13 protein-coding genes and 1 pseudogene are annotated in these 12775 nt (G+C 55.8%); 6 read left to right on the forward strand and 8 right to left on the reverse strand.

From position 1 onward, the window contains the following. Positions 1–227 precede the first annotated feature (227 nt). The gene (gene mobV, locus RAH32_RS20630; RefSeq protein WP_306610282.1) at positions 228–1493 is read right to left on the reverse strand and encodes a MobV family relaxase; all 1266 of its coding nucleotides are present in this window, start codon (positions 1491–1493) and stop codon (positions 228–230) included. 510 nt (positions 1494–2003) lie between these two features. Here mobV and RAH32_RS20635 point away from each other — a divergent pair. After that, a complete protein-coding gene (locus tag RAH32_RS20635; RefSeq protein WP_306610283.1) occupies positions 2004–2807 on the forward strand; it encodes a hypothetical protein in 804 nt (267 codons plus the stop codon). 141 nt (positions 2808–2948) lie between these two features. Here RAH32_RS20635 and RAH32_RS20640 read toward each other — a convergent pair whose 3' ends face one another. The 3 genes from RAH32_RS20640 to RAH32_RS20650 form a co-directional block, all read right to left on the reverse strand. Continuing rightward, a complete protein-coding gene (locus tag RAH32_RS20640; protein WP_306610284.1) occupies positions 2949–3287 on the reverse strand; it encodes a hypothetical protein in 339 nt (112 codons plus the stop codon). Between the two features lie 70 nt (positions 3288–3357). Beyond that, complete coding sequence (locus RAH32_RS20645) at positions 3358–3771, reverse strand: MerR family transcriptional regulator (RefSeq protein WP_306610285.1); 414 nt, start codon at positions 3769–3771, stop codon at positions 3358–3360. Then, on the reverse strand, positions 3768–4286 hold the full coding sequence (locus tag RAH32_RS20650; RefSeq protein ID WP_306610286.1) for a hypothetical protein: 519 nt from the start codon (positions 4284–4286) through the stop codon (positions 3768–3770). Before RAH32_RS20650 ends, RAH32_RS20645 begins: the two co-directional genes overlap by 4 nt. A gap of 687 nt (positions 4287–4973) precedes the next feature. Here RAH32_RS20650 and RAH32_RS20655 point away from each other — a divergent pair. After that, positions 4974–5282, forward strand: coding sequence for a BrnT family toxin (locus tag RAH32_RS20655; RefSeq protein ID WP_306610287.1), 309 nt, complete (start codon positions 4974–4976; stop codon positions 5280–5282). After that, complete coding sequence (locus RAH32_RS20660; protein ID WP_306610288.1) at positions 5263–5589, forward strand: BrnA antitoxin family protein; 327 nt, start codon at positions 5263–5265, stop codon at positions 5587–5589. The genes RAH32_RS20655 and RAH32_RS20660 overlap by 20 nt, the downstream gene beginning before the upstream one ends. 567 nt (positions 5590–6156) lie before the next feature. On the opposite strand, the gene RAH32_RS20665 is transcribed toward RAH32_RS20660, so the two are convergent. The 3 genes from RAH32_RS20665 to RAH32_RS20675 all read right to left on the reverse strand — a co-directional run bounded on the left by RAH32_RS20665 (position 6157) and on the right by RAH32_RS20675 (position 8150). Continuing rightward, complete coding sequence (locus tag RAH32_RS20665; protein WP_306610289.1) at positions 6157–6933, reverse strand: replication initiation protein; 777 nt, start codon at positions 6931–6933, stop codon at positions 6157–6159. Between the two features lie 399 nt (positions 6934–7332). Then, positions 7333–7860, reverse strand: a complete 528-nt coding sequence (locus tag RAH32_RS20670; protein WP_306610290.1) for a hypothetical protein — start codon at positions 7858–7860, stop codon at positions 7333–7335. Between the two features lie 23 nt (positions 7861–7883). Then, positions 7884–8150: a hypothetical protein gene (locus RAH32_RS20675; protein WP_306610291.1), complete on the reverse strand. Its 267-nt coding sequence runs from the start codon at positions 8148–8150 to the stop codon at positions 7884–7886. 156 nt (positions 8151–8306) lie between these two features. Here RAH32_RS20675 and mobQ point away from each other — a divergent pair, with 156 nt between their 5' ends. After that, entirely contained in the window at positions 8307–9569 is a 1263-nt protein-coding gene (mobQ, locus tag RAH32_RS20680) for a MobQ family relaxase (RefSeq protein ID WP_306610292.1), read from the forward strand. Between the two features lie 709 nt (positions 9570–10278). Here the strand turns inward: mobQ and RAH32_RS21615 are convergent. Further along, positions 10279–10476 (reverse strand): annotated as a pseudogene (locus tag RAH32_RS21615) (transposase); the annotation flags it as partial. A gap of 62 nt (positions 10477–10538) precedes the next feature. On the opposite strand from RAH32_RS21615, the gene RAH32_RS20690 reads away from it, so the two are divergent. After that, complete coding sequence (locus RAH32_RS20690; protein ID WP_306610293.1) at positions 10539–11318, forward strand: DUF8692 domain-containing protein; 780 nt, start codon at positions 10539–10541, stop codon at positions 11316–11318. Positions 11319–11727: 409 nt separating this feature from the next. Next, a complete protein-coding gene (locus tag RAH32_RS20695; RefSeq protein ID WP_306610294.1) occupies positions 11728–12705 on the forward strand; it encodes a glycosyltransferase in 978 nt (325 codons plus the stop codon). Positions 12706–12775: the final 70 nt, after the last annotated feature.

Genomic DNA, 12775 nt, shown 5'->3' on the forward strand with positions numbered 1-12775 from the left:
GGGCGTAGGAAAAGGCGGAACGAGGTGATGTCGGCGAGCTGCCGTGGAACTGAAACGCAGGTTCTTGGCGCACCGTAGATCTGTAACGCTCGCCAAACAGCCCGCTCGGCCAACCAGAACAGGGCCAATTCCCGCATTTGGCAGTGTAACGATGCCAAATTGCATTTCCTGCTACAGTCCGTCCCCTCAGTGGCAGTCTGGCAGATTGGCAGGCTGACCGAGAAGGGCTAGTGCCCGTCGTCCCAGGCATCGTCCTTCGGCTTGATCCGGTGCTCGACCACAGGTTCGTCCCTGACCTGCTCCTGGACGACAGGTTTCGGCTTCGGTGCATGCTCGATCGCGGGCTTGAGCTGTATTCTGGTCCTGGTGGGAGCCTTTGCCTTGACGGCGGGCTGTGCCACCGGGGCATCGAGCGCTTCCAGGGCTTCCTTGGCCGCCGTCTGCAGGCGGGTCATGAAGGCTTTCTCATCCAGGCCGTTTTCCCGGGCAAAGGCGCGACCGCCTGCCACCATGCCGTCCTGGATCGCGCCCAGGCGGCGGTTCTGCTGGGCAATCAGCTCGGCCCGGGTCTCGGTGGCTTTCAGCTCGCGCTGCAGCCTGCGGTTCTCGTGCTGAAGCTTGCTCAGCTCCGTCTGCATCTTCGGCGTGCCGGTGATCTGCTGCTTGAGGGCAAAGACCTCGGCCGCATGATCGCGGTTCTCCCGATGCCGAGCCGCTTGAACCCCTCTGAGAGCGTCTGAGACGGCCTCTGAGGCCCGTTGACGCCATTCCGCGTCCGTCTCTGCCCCCAGGCCCAGAAAGGCCCCCTTGCGGCGCTCTGGGAGGCTCACAGCGGCATCCGGGTCGCTGAGATGGGCGTAGGCCCTCTGGACCCGCTCGTGGCGCGCCGGAGAGCCTTGCAGGCCACGTTCCAGCCCATGCACCTTGCCGACCCGCTCCGCGAAGTCGGTCTGCATGGCCGAGAGCCTTTCCCGGCTGCCGACGATGGCACGGGCGTTCAGCTTGCCGCGCTCGTCGAGGGGAATGGTCATCACCGTCATATGGGGCGTGGTCTCGTCCCGATGGATCACCGCGGAAAGGACGTTCTCGGCCCCGTGGCGGGCCTTAAGCCAGTCTAGGGCATCGGAAAAGTAGGCATCCTGCTCCTGCCGGCTCATGGCCTTCAGGGCTTCGGGAGAGCCGCCGACGAAGTATTCCAGCCCATGGACGGCATTGCTGCGGATCTTCTCGGGGGCACGCTCCTTCCAGGCATTTAGGACGGCCTGGCTGTTGTCGCCGCCGACCAGGATGGTGTTGTCGGGGGTACGCCGGGTATCGGCATTGGGCGTGTCGCGTTCCCGGAAGGTATGCTGGAGAGAGGCGCCCATGTTGCCCAGGGTCTTGATCTTGGCGCAGCGGAGGATCGCGAAGCTACGGGCCGCGCCGAGATGGGGCATCCTGCCCCCGATGCGGCGATCGAAGCGCAACTGTTCCTGATCGTCTCGCGCGCCCATGAACCGCCCCTCTGCAGGAAGGTTTATGTGTACTCACTAGACAATTTGGCACAAGGCCAAATTATCCGCTCGCCCTGCAACACGGGGAGGAACACATAAACCTTCCTCCAGAGGGTCTCGCGTCGTGCCGAAGAAGAGGAAAGAGAAGCCGTCTCCGGCGGCTGATCCCGGTCCTTGCCAGCCTGGTAGGGGGCTGCGGACGGAGGATCGAACAGCCGCGACGGTGCAAAAATTACAAATTCATTTCTTGCCATAGATCCGCCTTACTCATCAGATGAGGACGGTCATGGCAGACCAAGAGGATGATCAGGAGGATCCAGAAATCGGTTTGCCAGAAAGTTTGCGAAGAAGGTGGCAGGGATCCAAAAGCAAGCCGGGAGGGTACTGCCTTAGAGAGATCAGATGATAGCCGATGATGGACAAGGTTTTATAAATAGAGGATTCATTTTCAAATACGATAAATCAAATTCCAGCCTATGAAAAAAGCTTAATCAAGAAAGAATAAAGATAATGGCAAAGATGAAGATAAAAGAACTTCCCAACTACGATTTAATTAGACGCCTCCACATGTCAAGAATAAAACAAATAAATGACTTCTTCATTGAAGTTGAATTAACAATAGATGCTCTTAAATCGTTTCAAAAAGATATGCTGTCGAGGGATAGCAAAGCGGACTATTCCGTACCAAAAATGAATGGCGGCGTAAGAACTGTTAAAAGAAATACGTCAGAAGTATTAAATTACATTGACCATCGCATTGCATACTCGCAATATGCGCAATCTCTTGTATTTATTGTCGCTAGAGTGGAAGATTATATAACTGACGTACTTCTGACAATGTTATTAGCTTTTCCAAGAAAAATCTTGATTTCAATAAAAGGAAACGAATCTTCAAAAAATGTTGATCTAAAAACAATTATAGAAAAAAATGACATAGATACATTGATATTTGATCAAGCAAAGATGCGAATCAATGAAGCTTTATATGCGTCTCCCAAGCAATACGCCGATTATTTCACAAAGGTTTGCGGATTTGACCTTGGTCCCCACTTGCAAAACTACATCGAGATGAAAGCTACCAGAGACCTGTTGGTTCACAGCGAGGGCGTTGTAAATGCAATATATCTTGAAAAGGCTGGAGAGTTAGCCCGCGGTAAAAATGGGGAGATCGTCCCAATAGATGCAGAGTATTTTGAAAGCTCTGTGCGGGATATGAAAAATATGTCTAGTACTATCTATCGTGGGCTACTGAACAAATACGGAGATAGCACAGAATTTTCTCAATCAGTAGCTAAGCAGAAGAGCACAAGCTAAGTTACAACCCTGGGCCAATCCCTGCCCCTTCCTTCTCTGGCCGCATAACACCCATTACGGGATCTTCAACTATTGGAGATTGAGCGAGAGGGCGCGCTGCAGGGGCTTAGGTGCAACGCGGCTTCCTCATGTAGTCTATTGTTACCGAATTTCAGGAAATTCGTCTGCAAAACGTTTCGCGATTACTTCATTGCAAATTGGGATATCCGCTAGTGTTGTATGGGGGGTATTTCCATTTTCTTTTTCAATTGCAGATCGATCTCGGACGAGCTTACAAGCATTTCTCGCCCAATCAATTTTACCAGCTTCCAAAGTGCTTTCGTCACTTTCAGAAGAGTACAATCTCATTAACTCATAAATAGTTTCATCATAGTATTCTTCTGAAACAACTCCAGCCTCAGAAACTCTTTCGGCGTGGAGGGGGGAAATAGATAAGGGTAAAAGAAGCATAGAGGAAATTAAATACGTAACCTTAATCATGTTCTTTCCTTATCTTGCTATACTTACAGGGTGTAGTTTGCATTGTCTTCGCTTTGAGTAAAGGGTTGCGCTAGCTTTTTCTCCAACGCCACCAGCGGCGGCGGATTGGAGCTGGGGGTTCAGGGCGCTGATCAGTTAAAAGGCTCGCTGCTTGCTGCCGCCACTTGTCCCTGTCCTCGCGTAAGTCAGCGATGGTTTCCTGTAGAAGGGCGCGCTCTCGCTCCCGTTCTTTTTCTTGCATTTCCAACTGAATGCGGAGTGCTGCTAAGGTGTTACTTAGCCGTTCCTCATCGTCTCTAAGTAACGGTTCTAGTGGTGTTACTGCCGTTACGGGTGGGAACACGCGGTGCAGTTCTGATGGTTCAATAGAGTAAGAGCCATCTTCAGCTTTTATAGCCGAAATGCGACCAGATTTTATGGCACGATGAAGCGTGGTTTTGCTCTTTCCAGTGGCTTTCGCCGCATCACCAAGGGTGTAACTCATGATGTTCCAGAGTTCCCCAAAGTTCCTGTTGCGCTATGTTCCACAGTGGTCCTGTTCTTGATGCGATACTCGCGAGCGAAGGTGACACGATCACCTTTGAAGAACAGCGCCGGATTCACCCAGAACTGGTTCGGAGCTTTGGGAGCAAGAAATCCTTTAGCGAGCAACTCCTTCAGGCCTCGTTGGAAACTTTTCTCGCTCATGTCGATGGCGCGTCCATTTAGCCCGTCATCGAAGAAAAAGAGGGTCAGGCTATCAGCGTAGCCGCCAGTCATCTTGGCAGCTTGGTATTCTGCCAAAACCGTGTTGAAGACCCTCGCGCCGGTTTTAGTCAAGTCAAATGCTGCTCTAACACCTTCAGCAAAAACCTTGACGAAGTGTTCCTCGTCCCGCTCCTCGATGGTGTGAATCACAGTGGCCCCAACAACTTCGCCGGTCTCAGGATCGAGGAGATCGCGAGGGGTGCTTCGAGTACGCACAGTCTTGGTTGAGGTGCGTATCTCTGCCCCTGCCATGAAGGGATTTTCCCTAGGGCTGTAGTCAAGCCTACGAAGGTTCACATCTTTGGCTTCCAGGATAGTCGGGCCGGTAAACCTCCGAGATTCATCAGACACAACATACCCCTAGTTTTGTCTTTGGATCACCAACTCATCCTCGGTTGAAAGACAAAAATCAACCATAAAATTGTCTCGAGACAGTAATTTTCTGTCTCTCGAGTTCCAAATTCTGTCTTTCGCCCCCCTGAAAATAAAAACGAAAACCTAGGTTCTCTTCTCACTCTTACTTAGGCAGGCAAAAAATCCACAGTCCGGGCGCGCTTGCGCGCCGGGGGGGCGCGCCCGCCAGGAAGCTGGCGACCCCCCGCCCGGGGGACGGGCTGTGGGGTTTTTGAATGCCAATCGGGCGCGAGGCCCCTTGTGGGCCGAGCGGTCGATCCCGCGTGCGAATGCGCGCGCGGTGGGTGGGGGTCCGGGGGAGGGAAAGCTTCGGGCGTCACACCTGTGGCGCGGACAGGATCTGCTGAGAAGGGACGCTGTGCAGAGGCCGCGCTTCAACCCCAAGCTGTTCTGCACCTGATATCAGGTTTTATGACACGGCGGGGAGGGGGGCGAGGGATCAGCCAGGGGTTGTGGGAGTCAGGGGGTGCAGGCGGGTCAGACAGCGCCTTGAGCCTTGGCAAAATTGCAACTACATTTGTGCCCATGACACTGCGCTTCGCCTGGGACGAGACCAAGAACCGCTCCAACCAGCGAAAGCATGACGGGATCGCCTTCGAGATGGCCGTGCAGGTGTTCCGCGACCCTTTCCGCCTCACCCGGCAAGACCGGATTGAGGACGGCGAAGAACGCTGGCAAACCCTGGGCGTGGTGCATGGCGTCACCGTGCTGCTGGTCGCCCACACGATCACCGAGGATGACGCCGAGGGCGAAGCTGTCGAGGTCATCCGCATCATCTCGGCCCGGCGCGCCACGCCGAGGGAAAGGAAGCGCTATGAGCAGGAAACCCGTTAGCCACACCTTCGACACGCTGCCGCCCTTGACCGAAAAGCAGCGCCGGCACCTGGAGGCCCTGGCCGCCCAGCCGGACGACACCATCGACCTCAGCGACATTCCCGAGCTGACCAAGGCGCAACTGGCCGAGATGCGGCCTGCTGCCCACTACCGTCCGGTCAAGAAGCAGATCACCGCCCGCGTGGACGCGGACGTGCTGGCCTGGCTGAAGTCGCAGGGCAAGGGCTACCAGAGCCGGATCAACGCCATCCTGCGGCGCGAGATGCTGGAACAGCGCCAGGCTCAGGCCAAGGCCTCACATCGCTGACCACCGGGTCAGTTTCCCAGCAGCACCGCCAGCCCGTTGAACAGGGTCCTGCCGCCGATCGGCGCGACCAGCAGCAGCACGACATTGGCCGCGATCACCTAAAGCAGGATGCGATCCTGCCAAGGGCGTCAGAACGGCCACCAGCGACGGCGGGTTTGGGTAAGTTCGGGCGCAGGTGGCAGGGTTTGGGATGTAAGAGCCAGCACCCTGTCCTCTGCTCTATCCAAGCGTTTCCGCAGATCGGCTATCGTGTCCCGCTCACGCTCTAGCTGATGCTCCAGCATCTCGACCTTGACGACCAGCACGGCTTCCCTCTCGCTTGTCCCTTCCCTGCCCTGTCCCGAATTGTCCCGTTGGACAGGCTCACTTATGTCCCATGGGAACACGCGGGCCAACTCCGATGGGTCTATGTCCCAGGCTCCATCATCAAGTCTGTTGCCTGATAGCTTACCGCTTTTCAGTGCTCTGTGGATGGTAGACCGGCTTGCGCCACATAGATCTGCAGCTTGCCTAAGCGTCAGTCCCATCGCTGTCCCTCTGTGTCCCTATGGGCCGTTCTATAGCGTCTCAATGGGACATCTGTTCGTCAAGGATAACATGGGCCTCTGCTGCTTTGTTGAGGCGTTCCTTCCGGCCTACACGGGGCCGCTGTATCTCCGCATAGGCGTCTCGCATACCTGTCTCATCCTTCACACCCCATCCCATGATGAAGCCCACAACCTTCCGACCATCCATGCGTGGCTCTAGCGCGACCTGGTAGGGGGTAAGTGCGTTGACCTCGACCACAGCCGGTTCAATGGCCTTAGTCTTGAGGTTTTTGTAGGGAACCAGCTTCCCGGCCTCGACGCCAAGCAAGTCCCTGATGCCTTCAATGGTGAAGTTCTCCCGGAACACGTGGCGCAGCCGTGCGCGCCTAGCTACGGCCTCGTACAAAGCAAAGGCATACTTCGATGAGAACGACCGCATCACTGCATGATCCAGCTTAGCGAAGATGCTGCTGTCTCTGACCAGCGCGGCCAGCTGCGGCCAGAAGCTATAGGTCAGTGTCCCGGCGTTAGTTGTGGTTCGGATCGTGTTGGCCCCGAGAAGCTGGAACCGCATCTCTGCCCCATCTAATGCCCTTGCCACTACTATTGTCTGCATCAGGCGCTCGATGCTCTCGGCCAGCCGGGACATGGGTTCGTCGGCGTGCTTGAGGGACGCTGTTGGGACAGTAAACTCACGTCCTGGTACTGCCATGTCTGGCCCCCAGGCGGCTTCAATCAGGCTGTTGAACACACGCCTGTCGTGAAGCGTCAGCGGTCCCACGCCCCGGAGTTCGATCAACTCGGCGGGCTTGAGCATCTCCCCGTCATTTGGCCGGATGGTCAGACTTGTTCCCATCACTGTCCCTTTCTGGCTACCTAATCAAGTTAGCGGGTAGCCAAACGCTTTGGAATAGGGGACATCGCTGCGCCGAATTGGTCGGCTCACCCGTACAAAAGGTAGCCGTCAGCCATACAAGAAGTAGCCGGTACCCCTACAGAAAGTAGCCGTCAGCCATACAAGAAGTAGCCGATAGCCTATATAATTATTTTATTTCAAATACTTATTGCCGCTAGAAGTAAGAAGATAAGAAGAAAAAGAAGAAGCGTCGTTGATCTCTACACCGAAGCCGCAGGGCATCAGCTCCGTGCCGGATTCGTCTATGTCCCCTTTTTGGCGAGGCAGCTGAGACACAGGAAGCTGCGGAGAGGGCCTTCTTCAATCTCCGGCTGACCGCTCCAGCCAGAACACGCAGGCTTTGTCGCCAGCTTCGTTGGACAAGTTTTCCCCGCCTGCCCATTTGCAGAAGGTGCTTGGGCTCTGCCCGAACTTGGACGCATCAGCGCGGCCCTGCAGCAGGAACATGGCCAGGAGGCCCAGAGCGAAGCCTGTGAGGACGGCAGAGGCCAACCACACCCAGAACCCGCCAAACCACCTCCACGCTTCTCTACGGGCCTCTCCGGCGGCCTTACGGAGGTCCCCTGCCGCCTTGATGCTTTCGAGCTGGGCCTCGCGGATGGCCTCCTTGGCGCCTTCCGTGGCCGCATAGGCGGTGTGCTGGCGCAGATCGAGGGCGGCGGTGGCCAGACTTTGTTCGATCCGCTGTTGAAGCGCCGGGCCAACCTTGGCCATGCGGTCGAGGCCTTGGTCGACCACGGCATTGAGCTTTTCTGCTTCCTTCCGGTCCAGGCTGGTGCGCTGCAGCTGATCGATCTGGCGACGGATCAGGGTGATCTCGTCGGCCAAGATCTCGAAGGGATCCTTGACGCTCACGGCTCACCCGCCCCGGCGCTTTGCGCCTTGGCATCGAGTTCGGCCAGCAGTCCCACCAGCTCCTTCTGATCGACCTCGCGGGTGACGGTCTTGCGCAGGGTGGCGGCCATCCAACGGGCGATCTTCGGATCCTTGAGGGCTTCGGTGGTGACAACCGCTCCGACGATGATCTTGCGGCGGGTTTCCGACGCCTTGGCCCTGGTCCTGAGCCGGTTCAGCCGGGCTTGAGCTTCGGCAATCTGCTGATCAATGGTGCGCGCCATTTTGTAATCCCTCGTTCGTCTAATAGTTGCCAGAGTGATCCTAGAGAGGTTACGATGCAAGTCACGAAGTGCCCACTTATACAAACGCTGCGCGTTTGTGTGGGCAAAGGGGATGCTGCACTCCCCTTTGAACCCCTTGCTTGAGCACGACACGGAATGGCGATCTATCACCTGCGGGCTACGATGATTTCCCGCTCGGCCGGGCGCAGCGCTACGGCGGCGGCAGCCTATCGTAGTGCCGAGCGTATCCACGATCAGCGTACCGGGCTTAGCTTCGACTACCGAGCGCGCAGCGGCGTCGAGCATGTCGAGATCCTTGCCCCCGAGCGATCGCCCGAGTGGGTCCAGGATCGCGCCGCGCTGTGGAACGCGGTCGAGCGGACGGAGACGCGTAAGAACAGCCAGGTGGCGCGGGAGATCCGCGTGGCACTGCCGGCCGAGCTAGACCGCGATCAGCGCATCGAACTTGTCCGCCACTTCTGCCAGCGGTCCTTTGTGGACCGCGGCATGGTCGCGGACATTGCCCTGCACGCGCCGGGCCGTGAGGGCGACGAGCGCAACCATCATGCGCATATCTTACTGACCACCCGCGAGATCGGCCCGGAGGGCTTTTCCACCAAGAACCGCAACTGGAATGCCAAGGAGCTCTTGGAGGACTGGCGCGAGGCATGGGCGCGCGACAGCAACCACGCCTTGGAGCGCTGCGGTCATGAGGCGCGGATCGATCACAGAACCTTAGAAGCGCAGCGCGAGGAAGCCCTGGAACGCTCTGTGCAGGCGCGGGAGCGGGGCGACGAGGCCCTAGCCCTGCGCGAGACGGTACGGGCGGTGGAATTGGACCGGAAGCCTCTACCGCAGCTGTCCCCCGGCGCCTGGCAGTTGAAGGAGCGCGGCATTGAGGTCGCGGCCGTGCAGCTGTGGCGCGAGGTTAAGGCACAGGCCCTTGAGGTGGCGCGGGTGGCGGAGCGGTTGTCAGGCCAGGTGTGGGAGTGGCTTGGGCGGACGATGGAGCGCCTGGCACCGGGGCACGAACTGGCGCATTCCGGTGACGGGCGGCACCGGGAGCTGCCGGAGTTCGCCACGCGGCTGCAAGAGATCCTCGGCCGGGATGCAGAACGGGGCGCGGACCAGGATCTGGGGGCGCGGCTGCGGGCAGCCTTGGAGGTGCAGCGGGATCGCGGCGAGGCAGGGTCTGGTCAGGCACGGGAGCCTGACACCAGGAGCCTGGCCGAGCGGTTGCGGGAGGCAGCGCGGGGGATCGACCGGGATGGGCTGGCCGAGCGCGCCGCCGGCTTGCAGCAGGAGCGGCAGGCCGAGGAGCGGCAGCTAGAGGCTGAACGTGTCAGAGAGCAGGAGCGGGTCCGCGAACGGGAGCAGCGCGGGCACGACCACGGCCTAGGGGATGACTATGGGCTGTAAGTGCACCAAAGACGGAAGGGGTGTCGATGAAGTCGAGGAAAAACAGAACGCTTGTTTCTATTGTTCCACGCGGATGCAGGGATCGTCAAGGCTGCAGCGCGGGCAGCGGCGTCGTCGGTTGATCCGTTATCAGGCGGGATAATCTCGGCCAGATGAGCCTGCTCTCACAGCGAAATTGAGCACCTCAACCACGGCGGCGTTTCGTGCTGGCATAACGGCCGGACATCAGCTCTGAGACCGCACCACTTAAGGGCGGCGCAGCGCCCCGGCCAACAACACGTTCCAGGCCGCCTTCGACAGCGGCGCTTGGCGCAGCGCCTTAAGCCCATAATGACGCCAACTGCCCGGTAGCTATGCGACCAGGCCTGCCAGACATAGTCGATGGTGAAGGCAAGACGGGACTGAGCATCCTCACCCATCCGCCACTCTTGATATTCGAAACGCCCATGAGTGATGTCACGGCGCTGCCAGGTGTCCTCGCAGGCGCGCAGGCACAACTGGCGCTGCAGATCGTGCGTCCGATCGCCCGCGGACGATCCCGTCTCTCGGGAAAACGATTCACTGAATCGTTTCCTGATCCTCGGACTTTCGAAGACTGGTCGCGGTTCGGTGCGCCTTCAGGAATCCATCATCAGGGTATCTCCTTGAGCGCCTGGCCGCGCCAGTTTCTGAAATATCTTGGCGAAGACGCCCATCTAGGACCAGCAGCGAAGCGGTTATACAGGGTTTTGTAGGGACCATAGACTGCGGGAGCATCTTGCCAGGGAAGACCGTAGCGCTTGACGTAGATGATGCCGCTCAGCACCTTGCGGTCGTCGGATCGGGCGCGCCCTCGCACCTTGGGAAAGAAGGGCTGAATGCGCCGCATCTGCTCCGCGCTCAGCAGAAGTCTCTTGTGTTTCTGCATCATTCCAGCATGAGTCACTCAACATGCTGGCTTATAGGTAGATTTTATGGGAAATAACTCAAATGACGCATAATTTTATTAAGAAAAAGCAGGTGATTTATTTTTTAATTTCAGCATCGAAATCAAAACTAATATACACTGACATATTCTTCATTGTGTTAGCTTTATTTCTAGGATTTATTTCATGGAAAAATATCATCAATCATATCCCAATTCATCTTGGTTTGGAGTATGACCACAGCATTCCTAATATTTATAATTTCCTGAAGTGGATGGCGGTGTCTTATGCATTTTTTGCGTTGTGGACCCACAGTCTCCAGATTATTCACGCCGTTTTATCAGTAATATTCATATTTATATTTTTTGATGACTCTTTTGAACTTCATGAAAAAATAAATGCCATTCTTTCGCAGTTATCAGGGGTTCCTGCTCATTATGCTGGAGCGTTCCTCTTGATGGCTCTTGCATTTACTGCAGGATTATTAACTTGGTTTGCAGTAAAAAAATCTAGTAATGAATCAAGGGCGCAAGCAAAAATAGTAATAATTCTTCTTGGATTCCTTGTCATTGTCGGCGGCGGTCTTGACACATTTCAAAGCGAAATCAGAGATATTTTTCCAAGAAAATATTCTTGGCATCTAGCATATGCGGTTGGGGTTTTGGAGGACGGACTCGAGTTAATAATTGCTTCCCTCGTCCTTTTGGCTTCACGGACATTTCTAAAAGAATACATCAAGAAAAACAGTAATAGTATTCATAATGATCCGAGATGCACTACAACGATTGCACGCTTCGCTCGCGATGCTGAGCCGAGAGCTGGGCATCAATCCGAAGACGGGTAGCGAAGTAGCACAAGCGGGCTGCGGCCGAAAACCTGCAAACCGGGCCAAAGGACCCACGCACCACAATAATGAGCGCGGAGGAGAAAGTGGTGGTTGTGGCGTTCAACCGTGCACATCTTCGACCTCTTGGCCAATCTTCCGTTCTCATGTGCACCCTTTTTCAACCCCTGGCTGCTGTCTCAGCCGTAGAGGTTTTATGACACAGAGTTGGGGAAGGGCGCGTAGTCGCGCTAAGGTTGTGATAAGGTCATTTAGTCTAATATTCAAAATAAACTTATAGGAATTGAACCTAAGACCATAACTACCTAAGGCGGAACATACGGCAAATTACTTCGTTAACCTTTAAGCCACAAGGCTGCTTTCTCTCCGCAGTTGTGTTTCGCTTCACAGCTAAAGTTATGGTAGAGTTATGTCCAAAAACGAAGCACAGAATTCACCTAGATTGTCAGTAGTGATGACGGTCTACAATGGAGAGAATTACATAGAAGCCGCTGTGCAAAGTATTCTGTCTCAGGACATATCGGATATCCCTATCCTCATCGTAAATGATGGATCAACCGACACGTCCGGTAGAATCCTTGCTCAAATCGCGAAGCAAAATCCACATATCCGTGTTTTCAATCAGGAAAACAGGGGTATACCTGAGTCAGTAAATGAGCTTTTCGGCATGGTAAGTACCGAGTACGTCACGCGGATGGATGCGGACGACATAAGCTTGCCGGGCCGCTTTTCTCGTCAAATTGCGTATCTCGATGCCCATCCCGAAATCGACGTACTTGGCGCACACGCCCTCTACATAGATTCAGACGGAAGGCCGATTTATGTTCCGAAGCTGCCGCTCGAGCACGATGAAATCGATACTGCAAACCTGCGTGGAGCCTGCTCGTTCATCCAGTCAAGTGTGATGATGCGCTCTGCAATTGTTCGGAGAGTCGGAGGTTATGATCCGCACTATCGGGCAGCGCAGGATTTAGACTTCTGGCTAAGAGCCGCCGAACATGGACGTTTGGCCAATTTGCCAGATGTTCTTCTTAAATACCGCATAACCCAATCTGGCGTTAGTGGTAGAAATGTTTCGCGACAGGCCGAATTAGCCGCACACGCCTGCCGCAGCGCTTGGAGGCGACGAGGGCTTCCCGATCAACCTCTTCCTACTACCCACTGGCGTCCTTTGGCCACAAAATCGTCCTTGTACAAATTCGCACTACAATGGGGATGGCAGGCTTGGAATGCGGGCAACCAAGCGACCGCGCGCCATTTCTTTCGCCGTGCTATCCGACTCGCCCCTTTCTCTCGTGAAGCTTGGACCGCTCTTGCTGTTGCGATGATCCGAAGATCCCCAAGGGTCATGTCCACAGAGGGCGTAGGAAAAGGCGGAACGAGGTGATGTCGGCGAGCTGCCGTGGAACTGAAACGCAGGTTCTTGGCGCACCGTAGATCTGTAACGCTCGCCAAAC

This window comes from Paracoccus yibinensis (assembly GCF_030846195.1).
Classification (GTDB): Bacteria; Pseudomonadota; Alphaproteobacteria; order Rhodobacterales; family Rhodobacteraceae; genus Paracoccus; species Paracoccus yibinensis.

Excerpts from the sequence above, each read along its gene's own strand:
- RAH32_RS20635 (WP_306610283.1), top strand. The coding sequence starts at position 2,004 with ATGGCAAAGATGAAGATAAAAGAACTTCCCAACTACGATTTAATTAGA.
- RAH32_RS20675 (WP_306610291.1), bottom strand. The coding sequence starts at position 8,150 with ATGGCGCGCACCATTGATCAGCAGATTGCCGAAGCTCAAGCCCGGCTG.
- RAH32_RS20660 (WP_306610288.1), top strand. The coding sequence starts at position 5,263 with ATGAGCAGGAAACCCGTTAGCCACACCTTCGACACGCTGCCGCCCTTG.
- RAH32_RS20665 (WP_306610289.1), bottom strand. The coding sequence starts at position 6,933 with ATGCTCAAGCCCGCCGAGTTGATCGAACTCCGGGGCGTGGGACCGCTG.
- RAH32_RS20640 (WP_306610284.1), bottom strand. The coding sequence starts at position 3,287 with ATGATTAAGGTTACGTATTTAATTTCCTCTATGCTTCTTTTACCCTTA.
- RAH32_RS20695 (WP_306610294.1), top strand. The coding sequence starts at position 11,728 with ATGTCCAAAAACGAAGCACAGAATTCACCTAGATTGTCAGTAGTGATG.
- mobQ (WP_306610292.1), top strand. The coding sequence starts at position 8,307 with ATGGCGATCTATCACCTGCGGGCTACGATGATTTCCCGCTCGGCCGGG.
- RAH32_RS20655 (WP_306610287.1), top strand. The coding sequence starts at position 4,974 with ATGACACTGCGCTTCGCCTGGGACGAGACCAAGAACCGCTCCAACCAG.
- RAH32_RS20650 (WP_306610286.1), bottom strand. The coding sequence starts at position 4,286 with ATGGCAGGGGCAGAGATACGCACCTCAACCAAGACTGTGCGTACTCGA.
- mobV (WP_306610282.1), bottom strand. The coding sequence starts at position 1,493 with ATGGGCGCGCGAGACGATCAGGAACAGTTGCGCTTCGATCGCCGCATC.
- RAH32_RS20645 (WP_306610285.1), bottom strand. The coding sequence starts at position 3,771 with ATGAGTTACACCCTTGGTGATGCGGCGAAAGCCACTGGAAAGAGCAAA.
- RAH32_RS20690 (WP_306610293.1), top strand. The coding sequence starts at position 10,539 with ATGACGCATAATTTTATTAAGAAAAAGCAGGTGATTTATTTTTTAATT.